The organism is Cupriavidus sp. 05N39 (assembly GCF_056397325.1).
In genome coordinates this window covers 1-21,922 of sequence record NZ_JBFTNE010000003.1, presented here as the reverse complement: position 1 = coordinate 21,922, position 21,922 = coordinate 1, and the positions used below count along the sequence as shown (strand labels likewise).

Sequence of the window (21,922 nt, the reverse complement as noted above, 5' to 3'; positions counted from 1 at the left end):
GCCGCCCGAACGGGGTAAACTTGCGTAAAATCGGGAACATCATGGATGAACGTGCAAAAACGCTTCTCAAAACCCTGATCGAGCGCTATATCGCCGAGGGACAACCCGTGGGCTCACGGACCTTGTCGAAGTACTCCGGGCTCGATCTGTCCCCTGCCACCATCCGCAATGTGATGTCGGATCTGGAGGAAATGGGGTTTATTGCCAGCCCGCATACCTCGGCGGGGCGCATTCCGACGCCGCGGGGTTATCGCTTGTTCGTCGACACCATGCTGACCGCCCAGCCGCTGGATGGCGCGCTCAACCTGGCTGAACTGACCGGCAAGATCCAGGGCCAGTTGCGCGGCCAGCAGCTTGGGCCGCAGCGGATGATCACCTCGGCGGCTCATACCTTGTCCAACCTGTCTCAGTTCGCCGGCGTGGTGATGACCCCGCGCCGCGCCCAGGCGTTCCGCCAGGTGGAATTCATGCGGCTCTCGGACAAGCGCATCCTGCTGATCATCGTCACGCCGGAGGGCGATGTGCAGAACCGCATCATCCAGACCGAACTGCCGTATTCCCCGTCGCAACTGGTCGAGGCGGCCAATTTCATCAACTCGCACTTTGCCGGCATGAGCTTCGACAATGTGCGTGACCACCTGCGCGGCGAACTGCAGGCGCTGCGCATGGATATGTCGCAACTGATGCAGGCCGCGGTGGAGGCGGGCAGCAACGCCATGGCCGAGGAAGAGGACGATCACGTCTTTATCTCGGGCGAGCGCAAGTTGCTCGAAGTGGAGGATCTTTCCTCCAGCATGGAAAAACTGCGCAAGCTGTTCGACGTGTTCGAGCACAAGACCGGCCTGCTCAAGCTGCTCGATGTCTCCAGCCACGCCCAGGGCGTGCAGATCTTCATCGGCGGCGAGAGCAAGCTGGTGCCGCTGGAAGACATGGCGGTCATTACCGCGCCCTACGAAGTCGACGGCCAGATCGTCGGCACGCTCGGGGTGATCGGGCCGACCCGCATGGCCTACGAGCGGGTGATCCCGATCGTCGACATCACCGCGCGCCTGTTGTCCAGCGCGCTCAGCCAGAACTAGTGTCGTCCTGGCCCGGTCTCACAGACTGCCTGTTCCGTTCATCCTGTAAGCTCGGCGAGACCTGGCGGCCGCGCGCCCTGTGCCCGCGCCGCTCCGCCACACCGGAAATTACATGACGTTTACTCCCGAGCCGGCCTATCAGCATGGCCAGGCGCCGCGTACGGCGATCCTGCTGATCAACCTCGGCACACCCGATGCGCCGACGCCTAAAGCGGTCGGCAGCTACCTCAAGCAGTTCCTGTCGGATCCGCGCGTCGTGGAGATTCCCCGCGCCGCATGGCTGCCGATCCTGTATGGCCTCATCCTGCCGCTGCGCTCGCGTGCGTCGGCGATGAAGTACGAATCTATCTGGCTGCGCGAAGCCCATATGACGGGGTCGCCGCTGCTGGTGCACACCGAGCGCCAGGCCCACGCCTTGCAGTTGTTGCTCAACCAGCATGGCCACGAAGTTACCGTGGCGTGCGCCATGCGTTATGGCAACCCCTCGATCGGCTCGGTGCTGGAGGCGCTGCGGCGCCAGGGGACCGAGCGCATCCTGCTGCTGCCCCTGTACCCGCAATATTCAGGCACTACCACCGCGACCGCCTTCGACGAGGCATTTCGTGTGCTCAAGGCGTGGCGAAACCAGCCGGAGCTGCGGCTGGTCAAGCATTTTCACGACCATCCGGCGTACATTGCGGCTTTGCACCAGCAGGTCGGGGCATACTGGGCGCAACACGGCACACCGGATTTCGCGCGTGGCGACAAGCTGATCCTGTCGTTTCACGGGGTGCCGCGCAGGACGCTGGAACTGGGCGATCCCTACCACTGCGAATGCCTGAAGACCGGGCGCCTGCTGGGCGAGGCGCTGGGTTTGCAGCCGGGGCAGTACCAGGTCACGTTCCAGTCGCGCTTCGGCAAGGCGGAGTGGCTGCAGCCCTATACCGCGCCTACCCTGCAAGAGCTAGGCAAGGTCGGTACCGGCCGGGTCGACGTGTTTTGTCCCGGCTTCCCGGCGGACTGCCTCGAAACGCTGGAAGAGATCGCCATGGAAGGGCGGTCCGAGTTCCAGGTGGCTGGCGGCAAGGTATTCCACTACATTCCTTGCCTCAACGATGCGGAAAGCTGGATCGCCGGGCTCGCGGAGATCGGATTGCAGCACCTGCAAGGCTGGCCGCTGCGGATGCCCCATCCGCATGAACTGGAAGCCCGGCGCACGCAAGCCCAGACCCGCGGTGCGGCGGCATGAGCGGCGCGGGAGTTACGGCTTGGAGGTGAAGGTATGAACGTATCTTTTGAGGCCGATGCCCGCCTGCGCATCGACAAATGGCTGTGGTGCGCGCGATTCTTCAAGACGCGCTCGCTGGCAGCCGAGGCGGTGGAGCGGGGCAAGGTCCAGGTCAATGGCCAGGCCTGCAAGAATTCGCGCGAGGTCAAGCCGGGCGACACGGTCGTACTGGAGGCGCACCAGCAACGCTGGGAAGTGGTGGTAAAGGGCGTTGCGGGAGCCCGCGGTCCGGCAACCGTCGCCCAGACACTCTATGCGGAAACCGAGGCCAGCGAGGCGCGCCGGCGCCAAGACGCGGAGAACAGGCGGCTCAACGATGAACCGGCGTCGCGCTTGCAGGGCCGGCCGACCAAGCGCGACCGGCGCCAGATCGATGGCGTCATGGGGTGAGGAGGGCAGCCGCGTGGGCGGTCGCCCGGACTCACCTGGCTGGGTCAGCGAACGTAGGGGATGATGTAGTGCTTGAAAACCGCCTTGCCGCTGCCGTACTCGGTGTCTCGCGGCGTGAACGCGCCGGAAAGGCAGATAAAGGCTGTCATCACCGATAATGCGGCGAGTAGGAAGACCGTCAGAACAGGTAGCTTATGCATGGCTAACCTTTCGAGAGTGGCCCGACGTGTGATGCATCTTCGACCCCGTTATTTTTGTCATTTTTATACGTTTTCATCTTAGGGGGTGCGCTGCTGCAAAGCAATATGGCCCCTATTTCCACACGCCTCTCTTTGTAACCTTGTGTTTCACCGCACCGTCCCGGTGCGCCCTTGAAAAACAGACGCTTGCCACCAACTGCAGGCTACATTTGCCGATTGACCACCCGGCGGCCTGCGACCAGGCAGGCCGCGTCCTTGTATTGATACGGATCGACATGGAAGAACAGAAGCAGACGCCACCCACCACGCCGCCGCTCACGCCCGCCAGCGAGGAGCTGAACACCGCCCCGGCCGGCCAGGCCGAGAACGCCGCTGGCGACGTGGCGGCCCAGTTGGCCGCGCTTGAAGCCAAGGCCAAGGAGCACTACGACATGTTCCTGCGGGCAACTGCCGAGGGCGAGAACATCCGCCGCCGCGCCCAGGACGATGTCACCAAGGCGCATAAATTCGCCATCGAAAGCTTCGCCGATTACCTGCTGCCCGTGATGGACAGCCTGCAGGCCGCGCTGGCCGATGGCTCAGGCGATATCGCCAAGCTGCGCGAAGGGGTCGAATTGACAGCGCGCCAGCTCCTTAGCGCCTTCGAGAAGGGCAAGATCGTCGAACTGAACCCGGTCGGCGAGAAATTCGACCCGCACCGCCACCAGGCCATTTCCATGGTGCCCGCGCCGCAGGAACCCAACACCGTGGTCACGGTACTGCAGCGTGGCTACATGATCGCAGACCGCGTACTGCGTCCGGCACTGGTAACGGTGGCGGCGCCCAAGTAAGCGCAACGCCTCGGCTGTCCGCCCATTTGGCCGGCACAAGCAACGCCCGGTGCCGCTGGCCCGGGCGTTTTTCATTGCAGGAGAAGCTTATGTCCATCAAGCCAGACAATACCGCCGCACCCGGCGCCGCTGCCGGCGCGGCGGCGCACCTGGATCACCGCGCCTTCGATGCATTTGGCATGCGCGAAGTAGCGAGTGAAGACATTGATGCGGCCATTGCCGCTGCCGGCGACGCGCTCGTTTGTGTGTTTTTCTGGGGCGTGGACTGCTTTAACTGCGAGATGGCGAAGAAAGGCATGCTGGCGAATCCCGAGCCGGTGCATGCCCTCGAACTGCACTGGCTGCACGCCAACGTCTATGCGCATCCCGAGTTGGGCAAGCGCTTCGGCCTGCATGGCATTCCCGTGTTCATGTTCTTTCACAAAGGCAAGAAGCTGGGCCGGGCCACCGGATGGCACGGGCAAGGCCAGTTTGCAGCGGCCGTAGCCAACGCCCGCCTGAAGGCCAGCGGCAAGCCGCTGGCGGGCTGAACGCGACCCGGGCCGTTGCGGACGGCGGCTCAGCGCGACAGTGCGTACCCTAGCCGGAATTGCCACGGCAGCTTGCGATTGTAGTCCAGCAAGCTCTCGCCGTAGCCGACAAAGTAGCCGGCCATCAGATATCCCGCCGTGCCCGGGATCAGGCGTGCCAGCGGGTAAGTCACCGCCGCGTCGACGCTGCCGTAGTACTTCTGCGTGCCCTTGCGCAGGGTGGCGGCAAATTCCCATGAGTCGGGCTTGCCGTAGGCCAGCTTCAGATCCATGTAGCCACGGTAGCTGGCGATGTCCGGGTTGTCGTTCTTCTCGACGTAGTAATACAGCTTGGGCGAGATGCTCCAGTGCCAGTTGGTCAGGTCGCCCAGGTAGAAAGTGGGTTTGACGAACACGGTATTGATGCTGCGCGACTGGTCGCCATCACGGCCATTCGACTCGTGCTCCACGCCCGTTGCCAGCGAGAGCCGGCTGATGGCGCGGTTGTGCACGCCAGTGTCCGAGAGGTAATAGAACAGGCTCGGCCGATAGTTAGTGTCGCGGAAGGGGCGCGAATCGCCTGACAGATCCCACAGCGAAAACTGCGTGTAGCCGAAGTACAGGTTTTCGAGCAGGCCGCGCGAAGCCGGGTTCTCGCCCTGGTAGATGCGGAACTTGAAGCTGAACTGGAACTTCGCATTGGCGCCGTCGTGCGCACCCAGGATGAAATACATCGGGTCATTGAAGGTGAGCCGTCCCTGGTCGCGGAGGTCCGGCTGGACCGGCGCTGCCTGGCTGGCAGAAGCCACCGGAACTACCGGGACCACGGGGCTAGCGCCACTGGCGCTTGCCTCCGGTGCGGTTCCCGCTGGCGGTGTATTCGCGACCTGGGCCACGGGCGGATCATCTGCGCGCGGTGCGCGATTGAGCGTGACGAGAACCGGGGCGGCATCGATGTCAACCGGATCCAGCCGCACCAGGCCGCGCAAGTTGGGTGGCAGTTCCGCGCCATATTCGATGGTGCGGTACTCTCCCTTGCGCAGTTTGATGGTCGACGGGCCGGCGGTGACGCGCCGCATGCCAAGCCGCACAGGTGCCTGCAGGTCCGCCGAAGCCATGACCTCAAGGGTTTCGGACACGAGGAAACTGCGGTTGGCGCTATTGGCGCTCAGCAGCAAGGTCAGGGTCAGTGGCTTGGTGCCATCGACCACCTTTGGCGGTTGCAGCAAGGCGATGGCGGCGTGGCTGGACAAAGGCCAACCGGCCGCGATGGAGATAGCCAGCAGGAGAGCGGGCCTCGCGCCGGGGAGGCGCCGGATGGGCGCGCCGGCACCCGCCTCCGGCTTGGACGTACTAGGTGGCATTGAGATCTGTGCGCCGCATTTACCGGAGGAGGTGATGCATGCGCTGCGTGATATTGCGACGCGGTAAAGCCTATCATGCTCCGCATCACAACTTTGTGATCATTTGTACGCAGCCCACGTGTGTGCGATCCCGCGCCTCAGCGGCTGGCGCGGCGCTGGATCGATGCGATGTATTGCTCGCCGTCGGGCGGCATGCCTGTGCGTTGCGCCTGCCAGAGCATTTCGCCCAGGCACTCCATCACCTGGTGCTGCGCCTCGTGGGGCGAATCCAGGCGCTGGGTCAGGGACTCATAGGCCCGGCGGATGCCAGGAGGCTGGTCGATGGAAACCTGCTCGGAGATGGACAGGTGCATGGCCAGGTGCAGGAAGGGGTTCGTCTGGCCGGCTTCAGGCGTGTAATCCTGGGTCAGCGCGCCTTCCGTGTCGGTGAGCAGGCTGTGATACTCGGGGTGCTCGCCGATCCAGTCGACTGCAATGACTTCGAGCGGCGTCAGGACATTGCCTGCGCGCTGCTTTTGCCATGCTTCGCAGAAAAAACGGCGGACTTCTTCGCGGGAGGGATTGAACATGATGCCGGTATTGTAAACGAGCTCTCCCATCGCTGCAGCGCAGTTCGGCCGCCAGAGCGCTGCCCGAATCGGACCGCCAGCTACTAGAATGCGGCGTTGCCCGGTGTCGCCGGGCGTGTCCTCGACCGCGCACCGCCATGTCTGTTTCCCGATCTTCCGCCACCGCTGGCCACCAGCCCGTCCGCAACGCCCGCGAGCAATTCGCCGGCGTGCTGCTGATCGCCCTGTCGGCCAGCGCCTTTGGTGCCATGGCGATCTTCGCGCGATTCGCCTACGAGGCCGGCACTGACGTCTACGGCTTGCTTGCGGTGCGCTTCGTGCTGGCGGCCGGCGCGCTGGCGCTGGCGATGCGCCTGCGCGGGGTTGGCATGCCGGGCTGGCGCAAGGTACTCGCGCTGGCCGCCATGGGCGGCATTGGCTATGTCGGGCAGTCGTTCTGCTTCTTTACCGCGCTCAACCATGCCCAGGCCAGCCTGGTGGCCTTGCTGCTTTACCTGTATCCGCTCTTTGTCACCATCCTCGCCGCCGTTTTCCTCAAGGAGCGCCTGAGCATGGCGTCCGTGATCGCGCTTGTGTTGTGCTCGGTCGGGGCGGGGCTGACCGTGGGCGGCGGCCAGGGCTCGGCGCTCGGCATTGCGCTGGGCCTGGCCTCGGCCGCGATCTACTCGGTCTACATCATCGTGGGCGCGCGCATTACGGCGGGCGTCAACCCGCTGGCGACCACTACCGTGGTGTGCAGCGCCGCGGCCGTGGTTTATGTCGTGGTGGGCCTGGTGCGTACCGGGGCGGGCGTGCCGCCTCAGTTCCCACAGAGCTTCGCGGGCTGGCTGGCGTTGCTGGCGATCGCATTGTTGTCGACCGTCCTGGCCATCCTGGCCTTTTTCGCTGGCCTGCAGCGGCTCGGTGCGGCACGGGCTTCGATGCTGTCCACGCTGGAACCCGTGGTGACAGTGGTGCTGGCCGCACTTCTGCTGGGGGAGCACGTCGGGCTGACGCAGGCGCTGGGCGGCGGGCTGATCCTGGCGGGTGTGTTGTGGCTGACGCGCAAGGGTGCCGGCGGCCAGGTTGTGCAACAGAATTGAACCCTTTGCTCAAATCGCCTGGGGGGAGGAGTGCGGCGATTTCGATACAATCCGGCTCTCACTTCTTGTTCAGGAACCGAACGCATGAAATCGATCGATCAGGCCGCTATCGCCCAGCTGTTCACCGAAGCCCGCACCCACAATGTGTGGCAAGACCGCAAGGTGGACGATGCCGCGCTCCATCAGATCTATGACGCGATGAAGTTTGGCCCGACCGCGGCAAACGGTTCGCCGGCACGCATCGTCTTCGTCAAGAGTGCCGCCGAGAAGGCGCGCCTGGTCGAATGCGTTTCCGCCGGCAACGTCGAGAAAACGCGCTCGGCGCCGGTTACCGCGATCGTTGCTTTCGATAACGACTTCCATGACCAGTTGCCCAAGCTGTTCCCGCACGCCGATGCCCGCTCGTGGTATGCCGGCCAGCCGGAGAAGATTGCCCGTGACGCGCTGATGAACAGCTCGCTGCAAGGCGGCTATTTCATCCTGGCCGCGCGTGCCCTTGGCCTGGATTGCGGTCCGATGGCCGGCTTCGATGCCGCGAAGCTCAATGCGGCCTTCTTCCCCGATGGCAAGTGGTCGGTCAATTTCCTGGTGAACCTGGGTTATGGCGAGGCCGACAAGCTGTTCCCGCGCAGCCCGCGCCTGTCGTTCGACGAAGCCTGCCGCATCGTTTGACCGGCCGCGCCTTCGCGGCGCCCACGGTTCAAGAAAAGACCCGCTTCGTGCGGGTCTTTTCTTGCCTGCCCGGCGCGCTCGCACTTAAATGCGCGGCGCCTCGGTCTTCTCGCGGTATTCGCAGAGCGGCTCGATCGCGCAGTGCCAGCATTCGGGTTTGCGTGCCTTGCACACATAGCGGCCATGCAGGATCAGCCAGTGGTGCGCATCGTGCAGGAATTCTTGCGGGACGACTTTGAGCAGCTTCTGCTCGACCACCTGCACGTTCTTGCCGGGCGCCAGCCCGGTGCGGTTGGCAACGCGGAAAATATGCGTGTCGACCGCGATGGTGGCCTCGCCGAAGGCGGTGTTGAGCACTACGTTGGCGGTCTTGCGGCCCACGCCCGGCAGGGCTTCTAGCGCGGCGCGGTCGCGCGGCACCTGGCCGTCGTGCTGCTCCACCAGGATGCGGCAGGTGGCGATGACATGCTTGGCCTTGGTCTTGTACAGGCCGATGGTCTTGATGTATTCGATCAGCCCTTCCTCGCCCAGGTCCAGCATCTGCTGCGGGCTGTGCGCCACCGGGTACAGCTTGCGCGTTGCCTTGTTCACGCCTACGTCGGTGGCCTGCGCGGACAGCAGCACCGCGATCAGCAGCTCGAACGGCGAGCTGTACTCCAGCTCGGTGGTGGGGGTCGGGTTGACTTCGCGCAGTGTCTCGAACAAGGCGCGGCACTTGGCTGCGTTCATTGGTCCTTGGTGGCTGGGTTGGCGCCGGACGTGGCGCCAGGATCGGCCTGTCCTGGCTCGCCCAGACCCGCTTTGGCCCGGCGGGCTTCGGCTGCATCGATCTGCGCCTGCACGGCAGGGGAGACGTTTTCAGTATTACGCGGCTTGACGGCTTGCTGCTTCAGGCGCGCACGTTCGATGGCGGCCTGGATGATGGCCTGCTTGCGCGCCTGCGCCGCCCGTTCCTCCTCGCTCTGCGCGGTCTCGGCCTGCAGCGCTTCCAGCTTGGCGGCTGCCTTGGCCGCGAGGCGCGCATCGTTCTCCTCGCGCTCGCGCACCAGCCGAGAGCGGCGCTCCATATAGCGCGCGTGGGCTTCGTCAGCTTGTTCCTGCGACCATGCGGCCCACCCGGTGCGTTCGGCGGTGACGGGAACCATGGCGATGCAGTCAACGGGGCAAGGTGCCACGCAGAGATCGCAACCGGTGCACCAGTCTTCCAGCACCGTATGCATCTGCTTGGGCGCACCGACGATGGCATCGACCGGGCAGGCCTGGATGCACAGCGTGCAGCCAATGCACAGCGCTTCGTCGATCACCGCCACTGCGCGGGCCTGTTCCATGCCGCGCTCAGGGTCCAGCGGCAGCACCGGGGTGCCCAGCAGAGCCGACAAGCGGCGGATGCCCTCGGCCCCGCCCGGCGGGCAACGGTTGCAGGCCGCGTCGCCCGCTGCCATGGCTTCGGCATAGGGGCGGCAACCATCGAAGCCGCACTTGGTGCACTGGGTCTGCGGCAGCAGGGCTTCGAGGCGATCGGCGAGGGTCGGGCGGTTGGCAGTCACGAATATTCTGGGGTTTGCGGGGACAGCTAGGCGCCGCTCTCTCTTTCTTGCCCGGCGGGCAGGCCGGCTGGAACGGGTGCGCGGCAGGGATTATCCCCGATTTCGCCGCAGTGCAGAAACGCGAGATGATGCGCCCTTTGCCGGGGCCGCTGCGCGCAAGTTGCCCTGTGCCATAATCCGCGCAACGATTCACCAGCCGTCGCATGCGAAACGAAACCAGAACCAAGCGGGACCCCGAAGGAACGCGCCGCCGCATCCTGGATGCGGCCACCGAGGAATTTGCCAAGGGTGGACTGGCCGGCGCACGCGTCGACCAGATCGCGCGCCGCGCCGAGACCAACGAGCGCATGCTGTATTACTACTATGGCAGCAAGGAAGGCTTGTTCCTGGCCGTCCTGGAAAAACAATATGCGGAGTTTCGTGCCGCGGAGGAGCAACTGCATATCGTCGAGGAAGACCCGGTGGCCGCCGTGCGCACCCTGGCCCGCTTCGTGTGGGACTGGTACTACCGCAATCCGGAGTTCATCCGCCTGGTCAACAGCGAGAATCTTCACGAGGCCCGCCACCTGAAGAAGTCCACGCAGCTGCACCAGTTGATCAACCCGGTGGTCAATGTGCTTGCCGATATCGTCAAGCGGGGGCAGAAGAAGGGCGTGTTCCGCGACAATGTTGACGTTTCGCAGCTCTACCTGACCATTTCGGCCCTCGGTTACTACGTGCTTTCCAACCGTTACACCATCAGCGCCGTGATCGGGCGCGATGTGGCGGCCCAGGACGAGCACGAGCGTTTCGCCGAGTTGCACACCGATATGTTGCTTTCCTATCTGGAACGCCGCTGAACTTTGCCGCCGCGAGAGCCCATGAAAAACGCCCGCTTGCGCGGGCGTTTTTCATGGATGGCAGCCGTGGCTCAATGGTGCTTGAGCACGAAGTTGCGCAACTCCGGATAGATCTCCTGGCGCCAGCGGCGGCCGGAGAATATCCCGTAGTGACCGCACTTGGCAGCCGTGATGTGCTGCTTGCGATCCTTGGGAATCCCGGCGCAAAGTTCGTGCGCCGCCGCCGTCTGGCCGGCGCCCGAGATGTCGTCCAGTTCGCCTTCGATGGTCAGCAGCGCCGTGCCCTTGATGTCCTGCGGACGGACCGGCTTGCCTTCGATTTCCCACGTGCCATTGGCAAGACGGAATTCCTGGAACACCTCGCGGATGGTGTCGAGGTAGTACTCGGCGTCCATGTCGAGCACGGCGTTGTACTCGTCATAGAAGCGCACATGGGCTTCCGCATCGTCGGCATCGCCTTCGACCAGGTTCAGGTAATAGTCGTAGTGCGAGGACAGATGGCGGTCCGGGTTCATCGCGACAAAGCCGGCATGCTGCAGGAAGCCCGGATACACCTTGCGGCCGTGGCCAGGGTAATTCGCAGGTACCGTGTAGATCACATTATTCTCGAACCACTCGAACGACTTGTTGGTCGCCAGCGAATTCACCGCGGTCGGGCTGCGCCGCGCATCGATCGGGCCGCCCATCATGGTCATGGTCTTGGGCGTCTTCTCGCCGGCCGAGGCCAGCAGGGAGATGGCCGCGAGCACCGGCACCGTAGGCTGGCACACCGAAATCACATGCAGGTTTTCCGCGCCGATGTGGCGGATGAATTCCTGGATGTAATGGATGTAGTCGGCCAAGCGGAAGCGGCCGTCCTCGACCGGCACCATGCGGGCATCGATCCAGTCGGTCACATAGACCTTGTGATCCTGCAGCAGGGTTTTCACCGTGTCGCGCAGCAGCGTGGAATGGTGGCCCGACAGGGGCGCGCATACCAGTACGACCGGCTCATCCTTGAGCAGCTTGATGGTCTCGGGGTCGTCCGCATAGCGCTTGAAGCGCACCAGTTTGCAGAAGGGCTTTTCGATGATGGTCTGTTCGACGATCGGGATGTCCCTGCCGTTGGAGCGTACCGACTTGATATCGAAGCCCGGCTTCTCGTATTCCTTGCCGAGCCGGTAAAGCAGTTCGTAGCCGGCGGCCAGTCGCGTGGCGCCTGGCACCAGGGACATCGGGCTCAGGGGATTGGTGAAGGTCTTGGCTGTAGCCTGCGCCCACGCGGTAAGTGGGTGCAGCATCGAGCGCTGGAATTCGTGCAGCTGGTAAAGCATGACGGGTCCCTATCAGGCTGGGGGCGAAGCTGGAATTCAACGCCTTGATATTACGAATGCAGCAAACACAGAATTGCTAATGTGTTACCGATTATGCTCGTTATCGAACGATCGTGCGATGCAGCATATACCCTAAGGTACGCTTGCATCGGAAAAAGACAAGAGGACAAACGCTGTACTTCTGGCTGACAAATCCAAAAAAATGTAAAAAGATGCGGCCAGACGTGGAAAAGGCGACCGAAGTCGCCTTTCCGTCCACTTTACACGTGTACCGTTACAGCACGGCGGCGATGGCGTCGACCACCGCGTCGATGTTGCGGCTGTTGAGCGCTGCTACACAGATGCGGCCGGTGCCCACGGCGTAGATGCCATGCTCGTTGCGCAGGAGGTCCACTTGCGCCGAGTTCAGGCCCGAGTACGAGAACATGCCGCGCTGGGCCTTGACGAACGAGAAGTCGCCCGGCACGCCCTTGGCGGCCAGCTTGTCCACCAGCGCATGGCGCATCAGCTTGATGCGGTCACGCATTTCGCCCAGCTCCTGYTCCCACATGGCGCGCAGCTCGGGGCTGTTCAGCACGGTGGCGACCACGGTGCCGCCATGGGTCGGCGGGTTGGAGTAGTTGGTGCGGATGACGCGCTTGACCTGCGACATCACGCGCTGGGCTTCTTCCTTGCCCGTGGTGACGATCGACAGCGCGCCCACGCGCTCGCCGTACAGCGAGAAGCTCTTCGAGAACGAGCTCGAGACGAAGAACGGCAGGCCGGATTCGGCGAACAGGCGCACTGCAGCGCCGTCCGGGTCGATGCCATCGGCGAAGCCCTGGTAGGCCATGTCGAGGAACGGGATCAGGTTGCGTTCCTTGATCAGTTCCACCACTTGCTTCCATTGCTCGGGCGAGAGGTCGACACCGGTCGGGTTGTGGCAGCAGGCGTGCAGCACGACGATGGTGTTGGCCGCGTACGACTTCAGCGATTCCACCATGCCGGCGAAATTCAGGCCGTGGCTGGGGGCGTCGTAATAGGTGTAGTTGATCACGGGGAAGCCGGCTGCCTCGAACAGGGCGCGGTGGTTTTCCCAGCTCGGGTCGCTGATGGCGACCTTGGCGTCCGGATACAGGCGCTTGAGGAAGTCGGCGCCGATCTTGAGCGCGCCAGTGCCGCCGAGTGCCTGGGCCGTCACTACGCGACCTTCGGTGATCAGCGGCGATTCCTTGCCGAACAGCAGGGTCTGCACGGCCTGGTCGTAGGCGGCGATGCCTTCGATCGGCAGGTAGCCGCGCGGAGTGGCGGTGGTCAGGCGGGCCTTCTCGGCTTCCTGCACGGCGCGCAGCAGAGGGATTTTCCCTTCGTCGGTGAAGTACACGCCAACACCCAGATTGACCTTGGTCGCACGGGTATCGGCATTGAAGGCTTCATTCAGGCCCAGGATCGGGTCGCGCGGGGCCATCTCGACGGCAGAAAACAAACTCATTTGGGATCTCGTGGTCAACTATGTAACAAAACGGGAAGGCGTAGAATGCTCCGGACTGCGCTCGGGAGTGCGGGCGGCCCCCATCTTGATACCTGGCCGCCAACCCCAAGATTCTAGCGTATCTGCCCGTTTTCCTGAGGTTTTCCCCTACCAGCCTATGTCGAATCTCGTTGAAGTCGCACCCGCGCTGGATGAAGAGAAGTTCGCGACCTTTCCCGGTTCGCCGTTCCAGCTTTACCAGCCTTATCTGCCGGCTGGCGACCAGCCCGAGGCGATCCGCCAGCTGGTCGAGGGGGTGGAGGATGGCCTGTCCTACCAGACCCTGCTGGGGGTGACCGGTTCGGGCAAGACCTTCACCATGGCCAATGTGATTGCCCGCATGGGGCGTCCGGCCATCGTGTTCGCGCCCAACAAGACGCTGGCCGCGCAGCTGTATTCCGAGTTCCGCGAGTTCTTCCCGCGCAATGCCGTGGAGTACTTCGTCAGCTATTACGATTACTACCAGCCCGAAGCCTACGTGCCGCAGCGCGACCTGTTCATCGAGAAGGATTCCTCGATCAACGAGCATATCGAGCAGATGCGGCTGTCGGCCACAAAGAGCCTGCTGGAACGGCGCGACACCATCATCGTGGCCAGCGTCTCCGCCATCTACGGTATCGGCAATCCGTCCGAGTACCACAAGATGATCCTGACGCTGCGCACGGGCGACAAGATCAGCCAGCGCGATGTGATTGCGCGCCTGATCGCCATGCAGTACACCCGCAACGAGACCGATTTCCAGCGCGGCACCTTCCGCGTGCGAGGCGATACGCTGGATATCTTTCCGGCCGAGCATGCCGAGCTAGCGGTGCGTGTCGACATGTTCGACGACGAGATCGATTCGCTGCAGTTCTTCGATCCGCTGACCGGGCGCGTGCGCCAGAAGATCCCGCGTTTCACGGTCTATCCGTCAAGCCACTATGTGACTCCGCGCGAAACGGTGCTGCGGGCGATCGAGGATATCAAGGTCGAACTGCGCGAGCGCCTGGACTTCTTCTACAAGGAGAACAAGCTGGTGGAGGCGCAACGGCTGGAGCAGCGCTCCCGCTTCGACCTGGAAATGCTGTCCGAGCTGGGTTTCTGCAAGGGCATCGAGAACTATTCGCGCCACCTGTCGGGCGYAAGGCCGGGCGACCCGCCGCCCACGCTGGTCGACTACCTGCCGTCCGATGCGTTGATGTTCCTGGATGAGTCGCACGTGCTGATGGGTCAGTTCAACGGCATGTACAACGGCGACAGGGCGCGCAAGACCACCCTGGTCGACTATGGCTTCCGGCTGCCCTCCGCGCTGGACAACCGTCCGCTGAAGTTCGCGGAGTTCGAGGGCAAGATGCGGCAGGTCATGTTTGTCTCGGCCACGCCGTCCAACTACGAGAACGAGCATGCGGGGCAGGTGGTGGAGCAGGTGGTACGGCCCACAGGGCTGGTCGATCCGATCATCCACGTGCGTCCGGCGACCACGCAGGTCGACGATCTGCTGTCCGAGATCCACCAGAAGGTATCCGTCGGAGAGCGCGTGCTGGTGACCACGCTCACCAAGCGCATGGCCGAGCAGCTCACGGAGTTCCTGACCGAGAACGGCGTCAAGGTCCGCTACCTGCACTCGGACATCGATACCGTGGAGCGCGTGGAGATCATCCGCGATCTGCGGCTGGGCACCTTCGATGTGCTGGTCGGCATCAACCTGCTGCGCGAGGGCCTGGATATCCCGGAAGTCTCGCTGGTGGCCATTCTCGACGCGGACAAGGAAGGCTTCCTGCGGGCCGAGCGTTCGCTGATCCAGACCATCGGCCGCGCTGCCCGTAACGTGAACGGCACCGCCATTCTCTATGCCGACCGGATGACCGATTCGATGAAGCGGGCAATCGGCGAGACCGAGCGGCGGCGAGCCAAGCAGGTTGCCTTCAACGAAGCCAACGGCATCGTGCCGCGCGGCGTCGTCAAGCGTATCAAGGACATCATCGACGGGGTCTACGACCCGGGCGAGGTGAAGGCGGAACTGCTGGCCGCGGAAGAGCGCGCCAAGTACGAAGACATGAGCGAGAAGCAGGTCGCGAAGGAGATCAAGCGGCTGGAAAAGCAAATGTTCGAGCACGCCAAGAATCTCGAGTTCGAAAAGGCCGGGCAGGTGCGCGACCAGTTGGCCAAGCTCAAGCGGCAGGTATTCGGCGCCAGCGGCGACGGGGAGCACTTGCCGCCGGCCGCGGCCGCGTCCTGAGGGCGCTCGCCCCTGTGGCATGCGGGCGCTGGCCTTGCTACCGTCTATAGTTGGAATCCCGGACGGTAGTGAGGAGACTGCTCATGGTCAAGTTCGCTCTGTGGGTTCCGCTGCACGCGAAGCCCGGCAAGGAAAAGGAAATAGAGGAACTCCTGCTTGGCGGCCTGCCGCTGGTGCAGGAGGAAACCGGCACCACTGCATGGTTCGCGCTTCGCCTCGGGCCGTCCATGTACGGCATCTTCGATGCGTTCCCCGATGAGGCCGGGCGCCAGGCCCATCTCTCGGGCAAGGTCGCGGCAGCCTTGATGGCGAAGGCCCCCGACCTGTTCGCCAAGCCGCCTTCCATCGAGAAGCTGGACGTGCTGGCGGCCAAGCTGCCCTGAGTCGCACTGTCGCCGGCCAGTCCTTCGGGCTGGCCGGCCCGCGCGGCTGCAAAGGCAGGCGAGGGGCGTGGCCTAGCCCTTTGGGGGGAGCGATCGCAGGCGCTTATTGACTTCCAGCAGGGTTTCGCACGCATCGGCATCAGCGTCGTGGCGCTTGCCGATGAAATCCACGATGGCGCGCAGCGGTTCGCGCTGCGCAGCGCACGCCGTGCCCGGCCCCGGAACCAGCGCCGGGCATGCCGAGCCGATTTCATCCTCCAGGCTGCGCCGGACCACGGTGAGCAGGTTTTCACAACCTGAATCTGGGGTGGCACCCACGGCAGGTTCGGCGGCGCCCGCTAGGCTTGCGCAAAGCAAGATGGGCGATATCAGGAGATGGCTAGGGCGGATATTCACTACGCGATTATGAGCGGGTGACGACTTTGCGTCAGCTAATTTGCCACAATGCAGCGGGCCGGGTGGCTTGATTGCAATCGCGGTCCTTCGCTTCTCGCCGCCCTCAGCGCTTTTTTCGACTTCGAACCGCAACCGCGGCGCCTCTTGATCGTGGCGGTTCGCGTAGGCGGCAGCGGGTAGAATTCGGCTTGCAAAATTCGTGAAGGACTGCCACGGCTGCCCAAGGCGTGCTGCAGGCGATTGATTTCATCGGGACGTATCAGCGGCCTGGCTGCACTTTCGCTTCCTGAATGAACCTCAGGTATCTGATTCCTATGAAGAAATACGMCATTCTCATGTGCTGTATGGGCAATATTTGCCGCTCGCCAACGGCTGAAGGCGTGATGCGCGCCAAACTGGAATCGGCGGGGCTGGCCGATCTGGTCGAGCTGGATTCGGCGGGCACGCATGGCTACCACGTCGGGCGGGCGCCGGATGCGCGCTCGCAGCGCCATGCGCTGGCCCGTGGCTACGATCTCTCCGCGCAACGCGCGCGGCTGGCGGTGGTGCAGGATTTCGCGCGTTTCGACCTGCTATTGGCCATGGACCATGACAACCTGGCGGCTCTGCGCGCAATCAGCCCGCCTGGCAGTCAGGACAAGTTGCGCTTGTTGATGAGCTTCGCCAGCCGCCACGCCGCGGATGAAGTGCCGGATCCCTATTATGGCGAGGGCGACGGCTTCGAACGCGTGCTCGATTACGTGGAGGACGCCTGCGATGGCGTGGTCGCCATGCTGCTCGCAAAGAGGCTGGACGGCGCGGCCTGACCGGCGGCGCGAACCTTCCGGCCGTTGTTTAATTTTCATGAGGTTTCATGTTTCGTTCCCTGTTCCGCAAATGGCGCGAATCGCGCAATGCCAGCCTGCAACTCGACGCAATCCTGGCGGCCGCGGACCCGGAGGCACCGCTGGCGGACCGTAACAGCTGGCTGATCGAACTGGGCTACTGGATCCGGCGCGACGGGCTGCCTGGCGCCGAAGGCATGGCGGCCGACAAGAGCCGCCGCGAGCACGTTCGGCTGCGCTACCTGCTGCAGGTGCTTGGCCGCAACCCGGAAGTGGCGGGGCGCTTTGCCAGCATGGTGCGCTCGCTGGTGCGCGACAACGATCCCACTACCTTGCTTTGCGATACCGGCGTGGCGTCTCACCCGGGCTTCTGGAGCGAGGTGCTCGATCGGCTACAGGCGCGCTTCCTGCCACCGCCGCCCAATCGCGGCGATCTGGCGAGCCTGTTTGCGCTGCTGTTTATCGACGGCAACGATGCCGACTGGGTCGAGGCGCTGGACGCCGAGTTGCTCGAGGGGCTGACTGCCGTGTTGCGCGCGGACGACCCGGAGGCAGCGGGCGATGCCGCCGCGGTGCCGGAATGGGATCGTTTTGATCGCACGCTGGCCACCAGCATCCAGGTACTGGTGAGCCAGGTTCGCGCCACGGGGCTGAGCCAGGCGATCCGCTCGCGCCTCAGTGGCAAGGTGCAGGACACGCCGTTCTTCCGCCTGGGCAGCGCCGCCGAGGCCTTGTGCGAGGAAGGGGCTGCGCAGCACGGTGGCGAGGCGTTCGCGCACCGCCTCAACTATTTCCGTGCACTACTTGACGGCTGCCACCAGGCGGCCCAGCGTGTGTACGACGATCTCGAAGAGAATGGCGTGTCTGTGGAGGTCGTGTTCCAGATCGAGCGCATGAAAGTGCGGCTTGCGCGCATCGAGCTGTTGCTGGCAACCTGGGTCGAGCCGCAGCGGCGCGACCGGCATGCCCATCTGATTGCGGCGTTGATTCGTTCCACCCAGGCGCGCCGCAGCATCGTCCATCTGGCCGGCACTTCGTTCTCGCAACTGGCGCGCAAGGTGGTGGAGCGCTCTGCCGAAACCGGCGAGCATTACATCACGCGCGACCGCCGCGAGTACCGCGATCTGATGCGGGCCGCGGCCGGCGGCGGCCTGATCACCGTGGGCACGGTCTATCTCAAGTTTCTGATCTACGGACTGCACCTGGACAAGTTCATCGAGGGCCTGCTTGCCTCGCTCAACTATGCGGGCAGCTTCCTGGTGATTCACTTCGCGCATTTCACGCTGGCCACCAAGCAGCCGGCGATGACCGGCCCGGCGCTGGCGCACCGGCTCGACGCGGTCGGCAGGCCAGAGGGCCGGGAGATCTTTGTCGATGACACCATCGCGATGATTCGCTCGAACGCCGCGGCGATTTTCGGCAACCTCGCGGCAGTGTTTCCGGTCGCGCTGGCCATCCAGTGGCTGGCCAATCGCTTCCTGGGTGCCAACCTGATCACACCGGCGAAGGCGATCGCCACCATTGAGTCCTTCTCCATTCTCGGTCCCACGCCTGTCTATGCCATCTTCACCGGCGTGCTGCTGTGGCTGTCCAGTCTGGTGGCAGGCTGGGCCGACAACTGGTTCGCGCTGCACAAGGTGCACGACGTGATGGCGTATAACCGCCGCCTGCGCTATGTGCTGGGCGTGCAGGGTGCGGCGCGCATGGCGGATTTCTGGAAGCGCAATATGTCGGGGGTCGCGGCCAATGTCTCGCTTGGCCTGCTGCTCGGTCTGGGGCCGGAGATCCTCAGCTTCTTCGGTCCGCATATGGAGGTGCGCCACGTCACGTTGTCGACCGGGGCGGTAGGCACCTCGATTGGCGTGCTGGGTCTCGGCGTGCTGAAAATGCCTTCGTTCTGGCTGGCGGTGGCGGGCATTGCGCTGATGGGTTTGCTCAATGTGGCAGTGAGTTTCGCCCTGGCCTTCAATATGGCGTTGCGCTCACGCAGCCTGCGTCGGGTAGACCGCCGGGCGCTAAGCGCGGCCGTGCGGCAGCGCATCCTGAAAAACCCCTGGTCCCTGATCGTGCCTCCGCGCGCGCCAGAGACGGCGGCGCCGGTGGGGGAGGGGCGGGTTTGATGCAATGCGGCAGGGGTACTTGACTGAATTAGTCGACTTCTTTTATACTTGACCAAAATGATCAAGTACTCCCCAGCATCATGAGACTGACGACCAAAGGCCGCTTCGCGGTAACCGCCATGATCGACCTGGCCATGCGCCAGGATCAGGGCCCCGTTACGCTAGCGGGCATCAGCCAGCGCCAGAAAATTTCCCTCTCTTACCTCGAGCAGCTGTTCGGTAAGCTGCGTCGCCACGAGATCGTGGAGAGCGTGCGCGGCCCGGGTGGCGGCTACAGCCTTGCCCGCAAGGCGGAGGACGTCACGGTGGCCGACATCATCATCGCTGTCGACGAGCCGCTCGACGCGACCCAGTGCGGCGGAAAAGGTAATTGTAACGGAGATGAGGGAACCGGTCGCTGCATGACCCACGAGCTGTGGGCCACGCTGAACCAGAAAATGGTCGAGTATCTCGATTCCGTCTCCCTGAAGAACCTGGTCGACCAGCAGCGCGCCAAATCCCCCGCGGTGTTGCACGACATGCGCGAAGAGTCGGTGGCGCAAGCCGTGGCCGTGCCGCTGGGCAAGGCGGACAAACAGGAAAAGCCCGCGCGTCCGCGGGTGGTGAATTCGGTTTTCAGCCTGGCTCAGTCGTAAGACGGGCAGCCGGCCAGAGAGCACAGAGAAACATCAAGCATAGCGGTCCCTAAAAGGCAGTCATAACGATGAGCACCCCACATTTCCCCATCTACATGGATTACTCGGCCACCACGCCGGTAGACCCGCGCGTGGCGGACAAGATGATTCCGTACCTGCGCGAACAGTTCGGCAATCCGGCTTCGCGCAGCCACGCCTACGGCTGGGATGCCGAACGCGCGGTGGAGGAGGCGCGTGAGCAGGTGGCCGCACTGGTTGGTGCCGATCCGCGCGAGATCGTCTGGACGTCGGGCGCAACCGAGTCCAATAACCTCGCCATCAAGGGCGCGGCCAATTTCTACTCGGGCAAGGGCAAGCACCTCATCACGGTGAAGACCGAGCACAAGGCCGTGCTGGATACCACCCGCGAGCTGGAGCGCCAGGGCTTCGAGGTGACGTATCTCGACGTGCAGGAAAACGGCCTGGTCGACATCGAAGTGCTCAAGGCGGCGATCCGCCCTGACACGATCCTGGTGTCGGTGATGCTGGTGAACAACGAGATCGGCGTGATCCAGGATGTGGCGCAGATCGGCGAGATCTGCCGCGCCAAGGGCATTATTTTCCATTGCGACGCGGCCCAGGCCACCGGCAAGGTGGYGATTGACCTGAACACGCTGAAGTGCGACCTGATGTCGTTCTCGGCGCACAAGACCTATGGCCCCAAGGGTGTTGGCGCGCTGTACGTACGCCGCAAGCCGCGCGTGCGCCTGGAAGCGCAGATGCACGGCGGCGGCCACGAGCGCGGCATGCGCTCGGGCACGCTGGCCACGCACCAGATCGTCGGCATGGGCGAARCCTTCCGCATCGCCCGCGAGGAAATGGCCACGGAAAACGAGCGCATCCGCATGCTGCGCGACCGCCTGTGGCGCGGCCTGTCGGGCATGGAAGAGGTCTACCTGAATGGCGACCTGGAACAGCGCGTGCCGCACAACCTGAATGTCAGCTTCAACTTCGTCGAAGGCGAATCGTTGATCATGGCGATCAAGGACGTGGCGGTGTCGTCGGGCTCGGCCTGCACCTCGGCGTCGCTGGAGCCTTCGTACGTGCTGCGCGCCCTTGGCCGCAACGACGAACTGGCACACAGCTCGATTCGCTTTACGGTAGGCCGTTTCACCACCGAAGAAGAAATCGATTACACCGTCGAACTGCTCAAGAGCAAGATCGCCAAGCTGCGCGACCTGTCGCCGCTGTGGGAAATGTTCAAGGACGGTGTGGACCTGAATTCCATCCAGTGGGCCGCGCACTAAGCGCCAAGGCCCCCGCAAGACCCCATAATTACGCCAAGAGGTAGCCAAAATGTCATACAGCACGAAGGTTCTCGACCACTATGAAAACCCCCGCAACGTGGGCTCGTTCGACAAGAACGATGACGCCGTGGGGACCGGCATGGTCGGCGCGCCGGCTTGCGGAGACGTCATGAAGCTGCAGATCAAGGTCAACGAAGCTGGCGTGATCGAAGACGCCAAGTTCAAGACCTATGGCTGCGGTTCGGCCATCGCATCCTCGTCGCTCGTGACCGAGTGGGTCAAGGGCAAGACCGTGGATCAGGCATTGGAAATCAAGAATACGCACATCGCCGAGGAACTGGCGCTGCCGCCGGTGAAGATCCATTGCTCGATCCTGGCCGAAGACGCCATCAAGGCGGCGGTCGAGGATTACAAGAAGAAGCACGACGGCGCCACCGAACAGAAGGCCGCCTGAGTTCCGCGATCCATCAAGGGATAAAGCACCGATGATCACGCTTACCGAGAAAGCCGCCAAGCATGTGGCGCGCTACCTGGACCGCCGCGGCAAGGGCGTTGGCCTGCGCCTCGGCGTCAAGACGACCGGCTGCTCGGGCCTTGCCTACAAGCTGGAATACGTCGACGACCTGTTGCCGGAAGACAGCGTATTCGAGTCGCACGGCATCAAGGTGATCGTCGATCCGAAGAGCCTGCCGTATATCGACGGCACGGAACTGGACTTCGCGCGCGAAGGCCTGAACGAGGGGTTCCGTTTCAACAACCCCAACGTCAAGGACGAATGCGGTTGCGGAGAGTCGTTCCGGGTCTGAGCGCGCGACGGCTGACGTCTTTGCGCAGAATGGGATGAAACGCGGCATAGTCGGCTTCCACCAGGATGACGAAAGCCTTTGGG

The 21,922-nt window shown here is 63.6% G+C and carries 24 protein-coding genes; 16 read left to right on the top strand and 8 right to left on the bottom strand.

The genetic code is table 11. The annotated features are described in order from the left end of the window. Positions 1–41 precede the first annotated feature (41 nt). The 3 genes from hrcA (at position 42) to AC1DN0_RS01955 (ending at position 2,736) form a co-directional block, all read left to right on the top strand. On the top strand, positions 42–1,079 hold the full coding sequence (gene hrcA / locus AC1DN0_RS01965; protein ID WP_035868786.1) for a heat-inducible transcriptional repressor HrcA: 1,038 nt from the start codon (positions 42–44) through the stop codon (positions 1,077–1,079). A 112-nt stretch (positions 1,080–1,191) separates the two neighbouring features. Continuing rightward, on the top strand, positions 1,192–2,307 hold the full coding sequence (hemH, locus tag AC1DN0_RS01960; RefSeq protein ID WP_477111073.1) for a ferrochelatase: 1,116 nt from the start codon (positions 1,192–1,194) through the stop codon (positions 2,305–2,307). 33 nt (positions 2,308–2,340) lie between these two features. After that, positions 2,341–2,736, top strand: a complete 396-nt coding sequence (locus tag AC1DN0_RS01955; protein ID WP_441629979.1) for an RNA-binding S4 domain-containing protein — start codon at positions 2,341–2,343, stop codon at positions 2,734–2,736. A gap of 44 nt (positions 2,737–2,780) precedes the next feature. On the opposite strand, the gene AC1DN0_RS01950 is transcribed toward AC1DN0_RS01955, so the two are convergent. Next, complete coding sequence (locus AC1DN0_RS01950) at positions 2,781–2,936, bottom strand: hypothetical protein (protein WP_035868505.1); 156 nt, start codon at positions 2,934–2,936, stop codon at positions 2,781–2,783. A 275-nt stretch (positions 2,937–3,211) separates the two neighbouring features. Between AC1DN0_RS01950 and grpE the strand changes: the two genes are divergently transcribed. Both grpE and AC1DN0_RS01940 read left to right on the top strand, forming a co-directional pair. Then, positions 3,212–3,766, top strand: coding sequence for a nucleotide exchange factor GrpE (grpE, locus tag AC1DN0_RS01945; RefSeq protein ID WP_035868503.1), 555 nt, complete (start codon positions 3,212–3,214; stop codon positions 3,764–3,766). An 89-nt stretch (positions 3,767–3,855) separates the two neighbouring features. Beyond that, positions 3,856–4,296 (top strand): thioredoxin family protein, encoded by a 441-nt coding sequence (locus AC1DN0_RS01940; RefSeq protein WP_477111072.1) that lies wholly within the window; start codon positions 3,856–3,858, stop codon positions 4,294–4,296. A gap of 29 nt (positions 4,297–4,325) precedes the next feature. Here AC1DN0_RS01940 and AC1DN0_RS01935 read toward each other — a convergent pair whose 3' ends face one another. Both AC1DN0_RS01935 and AC1DN0_RS01930 read right to left on the bottom strand, forming a co-directional pair. Continuing rightward, entirely contained in the window at positions 4,326–5,639 is a 1,314-nt protein-coding gene (locus AC1DN0_RS01935) for a phospholipase A (protein WP_477111071.1), read from the bottom strand. Between the two features lie 137 nt (positions 5,640–5,776). Next, complete coding sequence (locus AC1DN0_RS01930; protein ID WP_441629985.1) at positions 5,777–6,208, bottom strand: DUF1841 family protein; 432 nt, start codon at positions 6,206–6,208, stop codon at positions 5,777–5,779. 137 nt (positions 6,209–6,345) lie between these two features. Between AC1DN0_RS01930 and AC1DN0_RS01925 the strand changes: the two genes are divergently transcribed. Further along, positions 6,346–7,290 (top strand): DMT family transporter, encoded by a 945-nt coding sequence (locus AC1DN0_RS01925; protein ID WP_477111070.1) that lies wholly within the window; start codon positions 6,346–6,348, stop codon positions 7,288–7,290. Positions 7,291–7,374: 84 nt separating this feature from the next. Beyond that, positions 7,375–7,962 carry a malonic semialdehyde reductase gene (locus AC1DN0_RS01920; protein ID WP_035868490.1) on the top strand — a complete coding sequence of 196 codons (588 nt, stop codon included), beginning with the start codon at positions 7,375–7,377 and terminating at the stop codon, positions 7,960–7,962. An 84-nt stretch (positions 7,963–8,046) separates the two neighbouring features. On the opposite strand, the gene nth is transcribed toward AC1DN0_RS01920, so the two are convergent. Then, positions 8,047–8,691 carry an endonuclease III gene (gene nth / locus AC1DN0_RS01915; RefSeq protein WP_441629989.1) on the bottom strand — a complete coding sequence of 215 codons (645 nt, stop codon included), beginning with the start codon at positions 8,689–8,691 and terminating at the stop codon, positions 8,047–8,049. Next, positions 8,688–9,509 carry an electron transport complex subunit RsxB gene (gene rsxB, locus AC1DN0_RS01910; protein ID WP_441629991.1) on the bottom strand — a complete coding sequence of 274 codons (822 nt, stop codon included), beginning with the start codon at positions 9,507–9,509 and terminating at the stop codon, positions 8,688–8,690. The genes nth and rsxB overlap by 4 nt, the downstream gene beginning before the upstream one ends. 203 nt (positions 9,510–9,712) lie before the next feature. Between rsxB and AC1DN0_RS01905 the strand changes: the two genes are divergently transcribed. Then, the gene (locus AC1DN0_RS01905; protein WP_045238081.1) at positions 9,713–10,348 is read left to right on the top strand and encodes a TetR/AcrR family transcriptional regulator; all 636 of its coding nucleotides are present in this window, start codon (positions 9,713–9,715) and stop codon (positions 10,346–10,348) included. A 71-nt stretch (positions 10,349–10,419) separates the two neighbouring features. On the opposite strand, the gene AC1DN0_RS01900 is transcribed toward AC1DN0_RS01905, so the two are convergent. Continuing rightward, positions 10,420–11,661: a polyhydroxyalkanoate depolymerase gene (locus AC1DN0_RS01900; RefSeq protein ID WP_276288595.1), complete on the bottom strand. Its 1,242-nt coding sequence runs from the start codon at positions 11,659–11,661 to the stop codon at positions 10,420–10,422. A 274-nt stretch (positions 11,662–11,935) separates the two neighbouring features. After that, the gene (locus AC1DN0_RS01895) at positions 11,936–13,132 is read right to left on the bottom strand and encodes an amino acid aminotransferase (protein WP_441629994.1); all 1,197 of its coding nucleotides are present in this window, start codon (positions 13,130–13,132) and stop codon (positions 11,936–11,938) included. 157 nt (positions 13,133–13,289) lie between these two features. Here AC1DN0_RS01895 and uvrB point away from each other — a divergent pair, with 157 nt between their 5' ends. After that, on the top strand, positions 13,290–15,389 hold the full coding sequence (gene uvrB, locus AC1DN0_RS01890; RefSeq protein ID WP_477145494.1) for an excinuclease ABC subunit UvrB: 2,100 nt from the start codon (positions 13,290–13,292) through the stop codon (positions 15,387–15,389). Between the two features lie 83 nt (positions 15,390–15,472). After that, on the top strand, positions 15,473–15,772 hold the full coding sequence (locus AC1DN0_RS01885) for a putative quinol monooxygenase (RefSeq protein WP_441629998.1): 300 nt from the start codon (positions 15,473–15,475) through the stop codon (positions 15,770–15,772). A 72-nt stretch (positions 15,773–15,844) separates the two neighbouring features. On the opposite strand, the gene AC1DN0_RS01880 is transcribed toward AC1DN0_RS01885, so the two are convergent. Next, entirely contained in the window at positions 15,845–16,300 is a 456-nt protein-coding gene (locus AC1DN0_RS01880; RefSeq protein ID WP_441630000.1) for a hypothetical protein, read from the bottom strand. Between the two features lie 182 nt (positions 16,301–16,482). On the opposite strand from AC1DN0_RS01880, the gene AC1DN0_RS01875 reads away from it, so the two are divergent. The 6 genes from AC1DN0_RS01875 to iscA all read left to right on the top strand — a co-directional run bounded on the left by AC1DN0_RS01875 (position 16,483) and on the right by iscA (position 21,839). Next, the gene (locus AC1DN0_RS01875) at positions 16,483–16,974 is read left to right on the top strand and encodes a low molecular weight protein-tyrosine-phosphatase (RefSeq protein ID WP_477145493.1); all 492 of its coding nucleotides are present in this window, start codon (positions 16,483–16,485) and stop codon (positions 16,972–16,974) included. Between the two features lie 47 nt (positions 16,975–17,021). Then, complete coding sequence (locus tag AC1DN0_RS01870) at positions 17,022–19,112, top strand: site-specific recombinase (protein WP_441630002.1); 2,091 nt, start codon at positions 17,022–17,024, stop codon at positions 19,110–19,112. 80 nt (positions 19,113–19,192) lie between these two features. After that, positions 19,193–19,747 carry a Fe-S cluster assembly transcriptional regulator IscR gene (iscR, locus tag AC1DN0_RS01865; protein ID WP_035859280.1) on the top strand — a complete coding sequence of 185 codons (555 nt, stop codon included), beginning with the start codon at positions 19,193–19,195 and terminating at the stop codon, positions 19,745–19,747. 62 nt (positions 19,748–19,809) lie between these two features. Further along, the gene (locus AC1DN0_RS01860; protein ID WP_477145520.1) at positions 19,810–21,033 is read left to right on the top strand and encodes an IscS subfamily cysteine desulfurase; all 1,224 of its coding nucleotides are present in this window, start codon (positions 19,810–19,812) and stop codon (positions 21,031–21,033) included. Between the two features lie 49 nt (positions 21,034–21,082). Then, positions 21,083–21,487 carry a Fe-S cluster assembly scaffold IscU gene (iscU, locus tag AC1DN0_RS01855; protein WP_045238072.1) on the top strand — a complete coding sequence of 135 codons (405 nt, stop codon included), beginning with the start codon at positions 21,083–21,085 and terminating at the stop codon, positions 21,485–21,487. Positions 21,488–21,518: 31 nt separating this feature from the next. Then, the gene (gene iscA, locus AC1DN0_RS01850) at positions 21,519–21,839 is read left to right on the top strand and encodes an iron-sulfur cluster assembly protein IscA (protein ID WP_017229301.1); all 321 of its coding nucleotides are present in this window, start codon (positions 21,519–21,521) and stop codon (positions 21,837–21,839) included. Positions 21,840–21,922 lie beyond the last annotated feature (83 nt).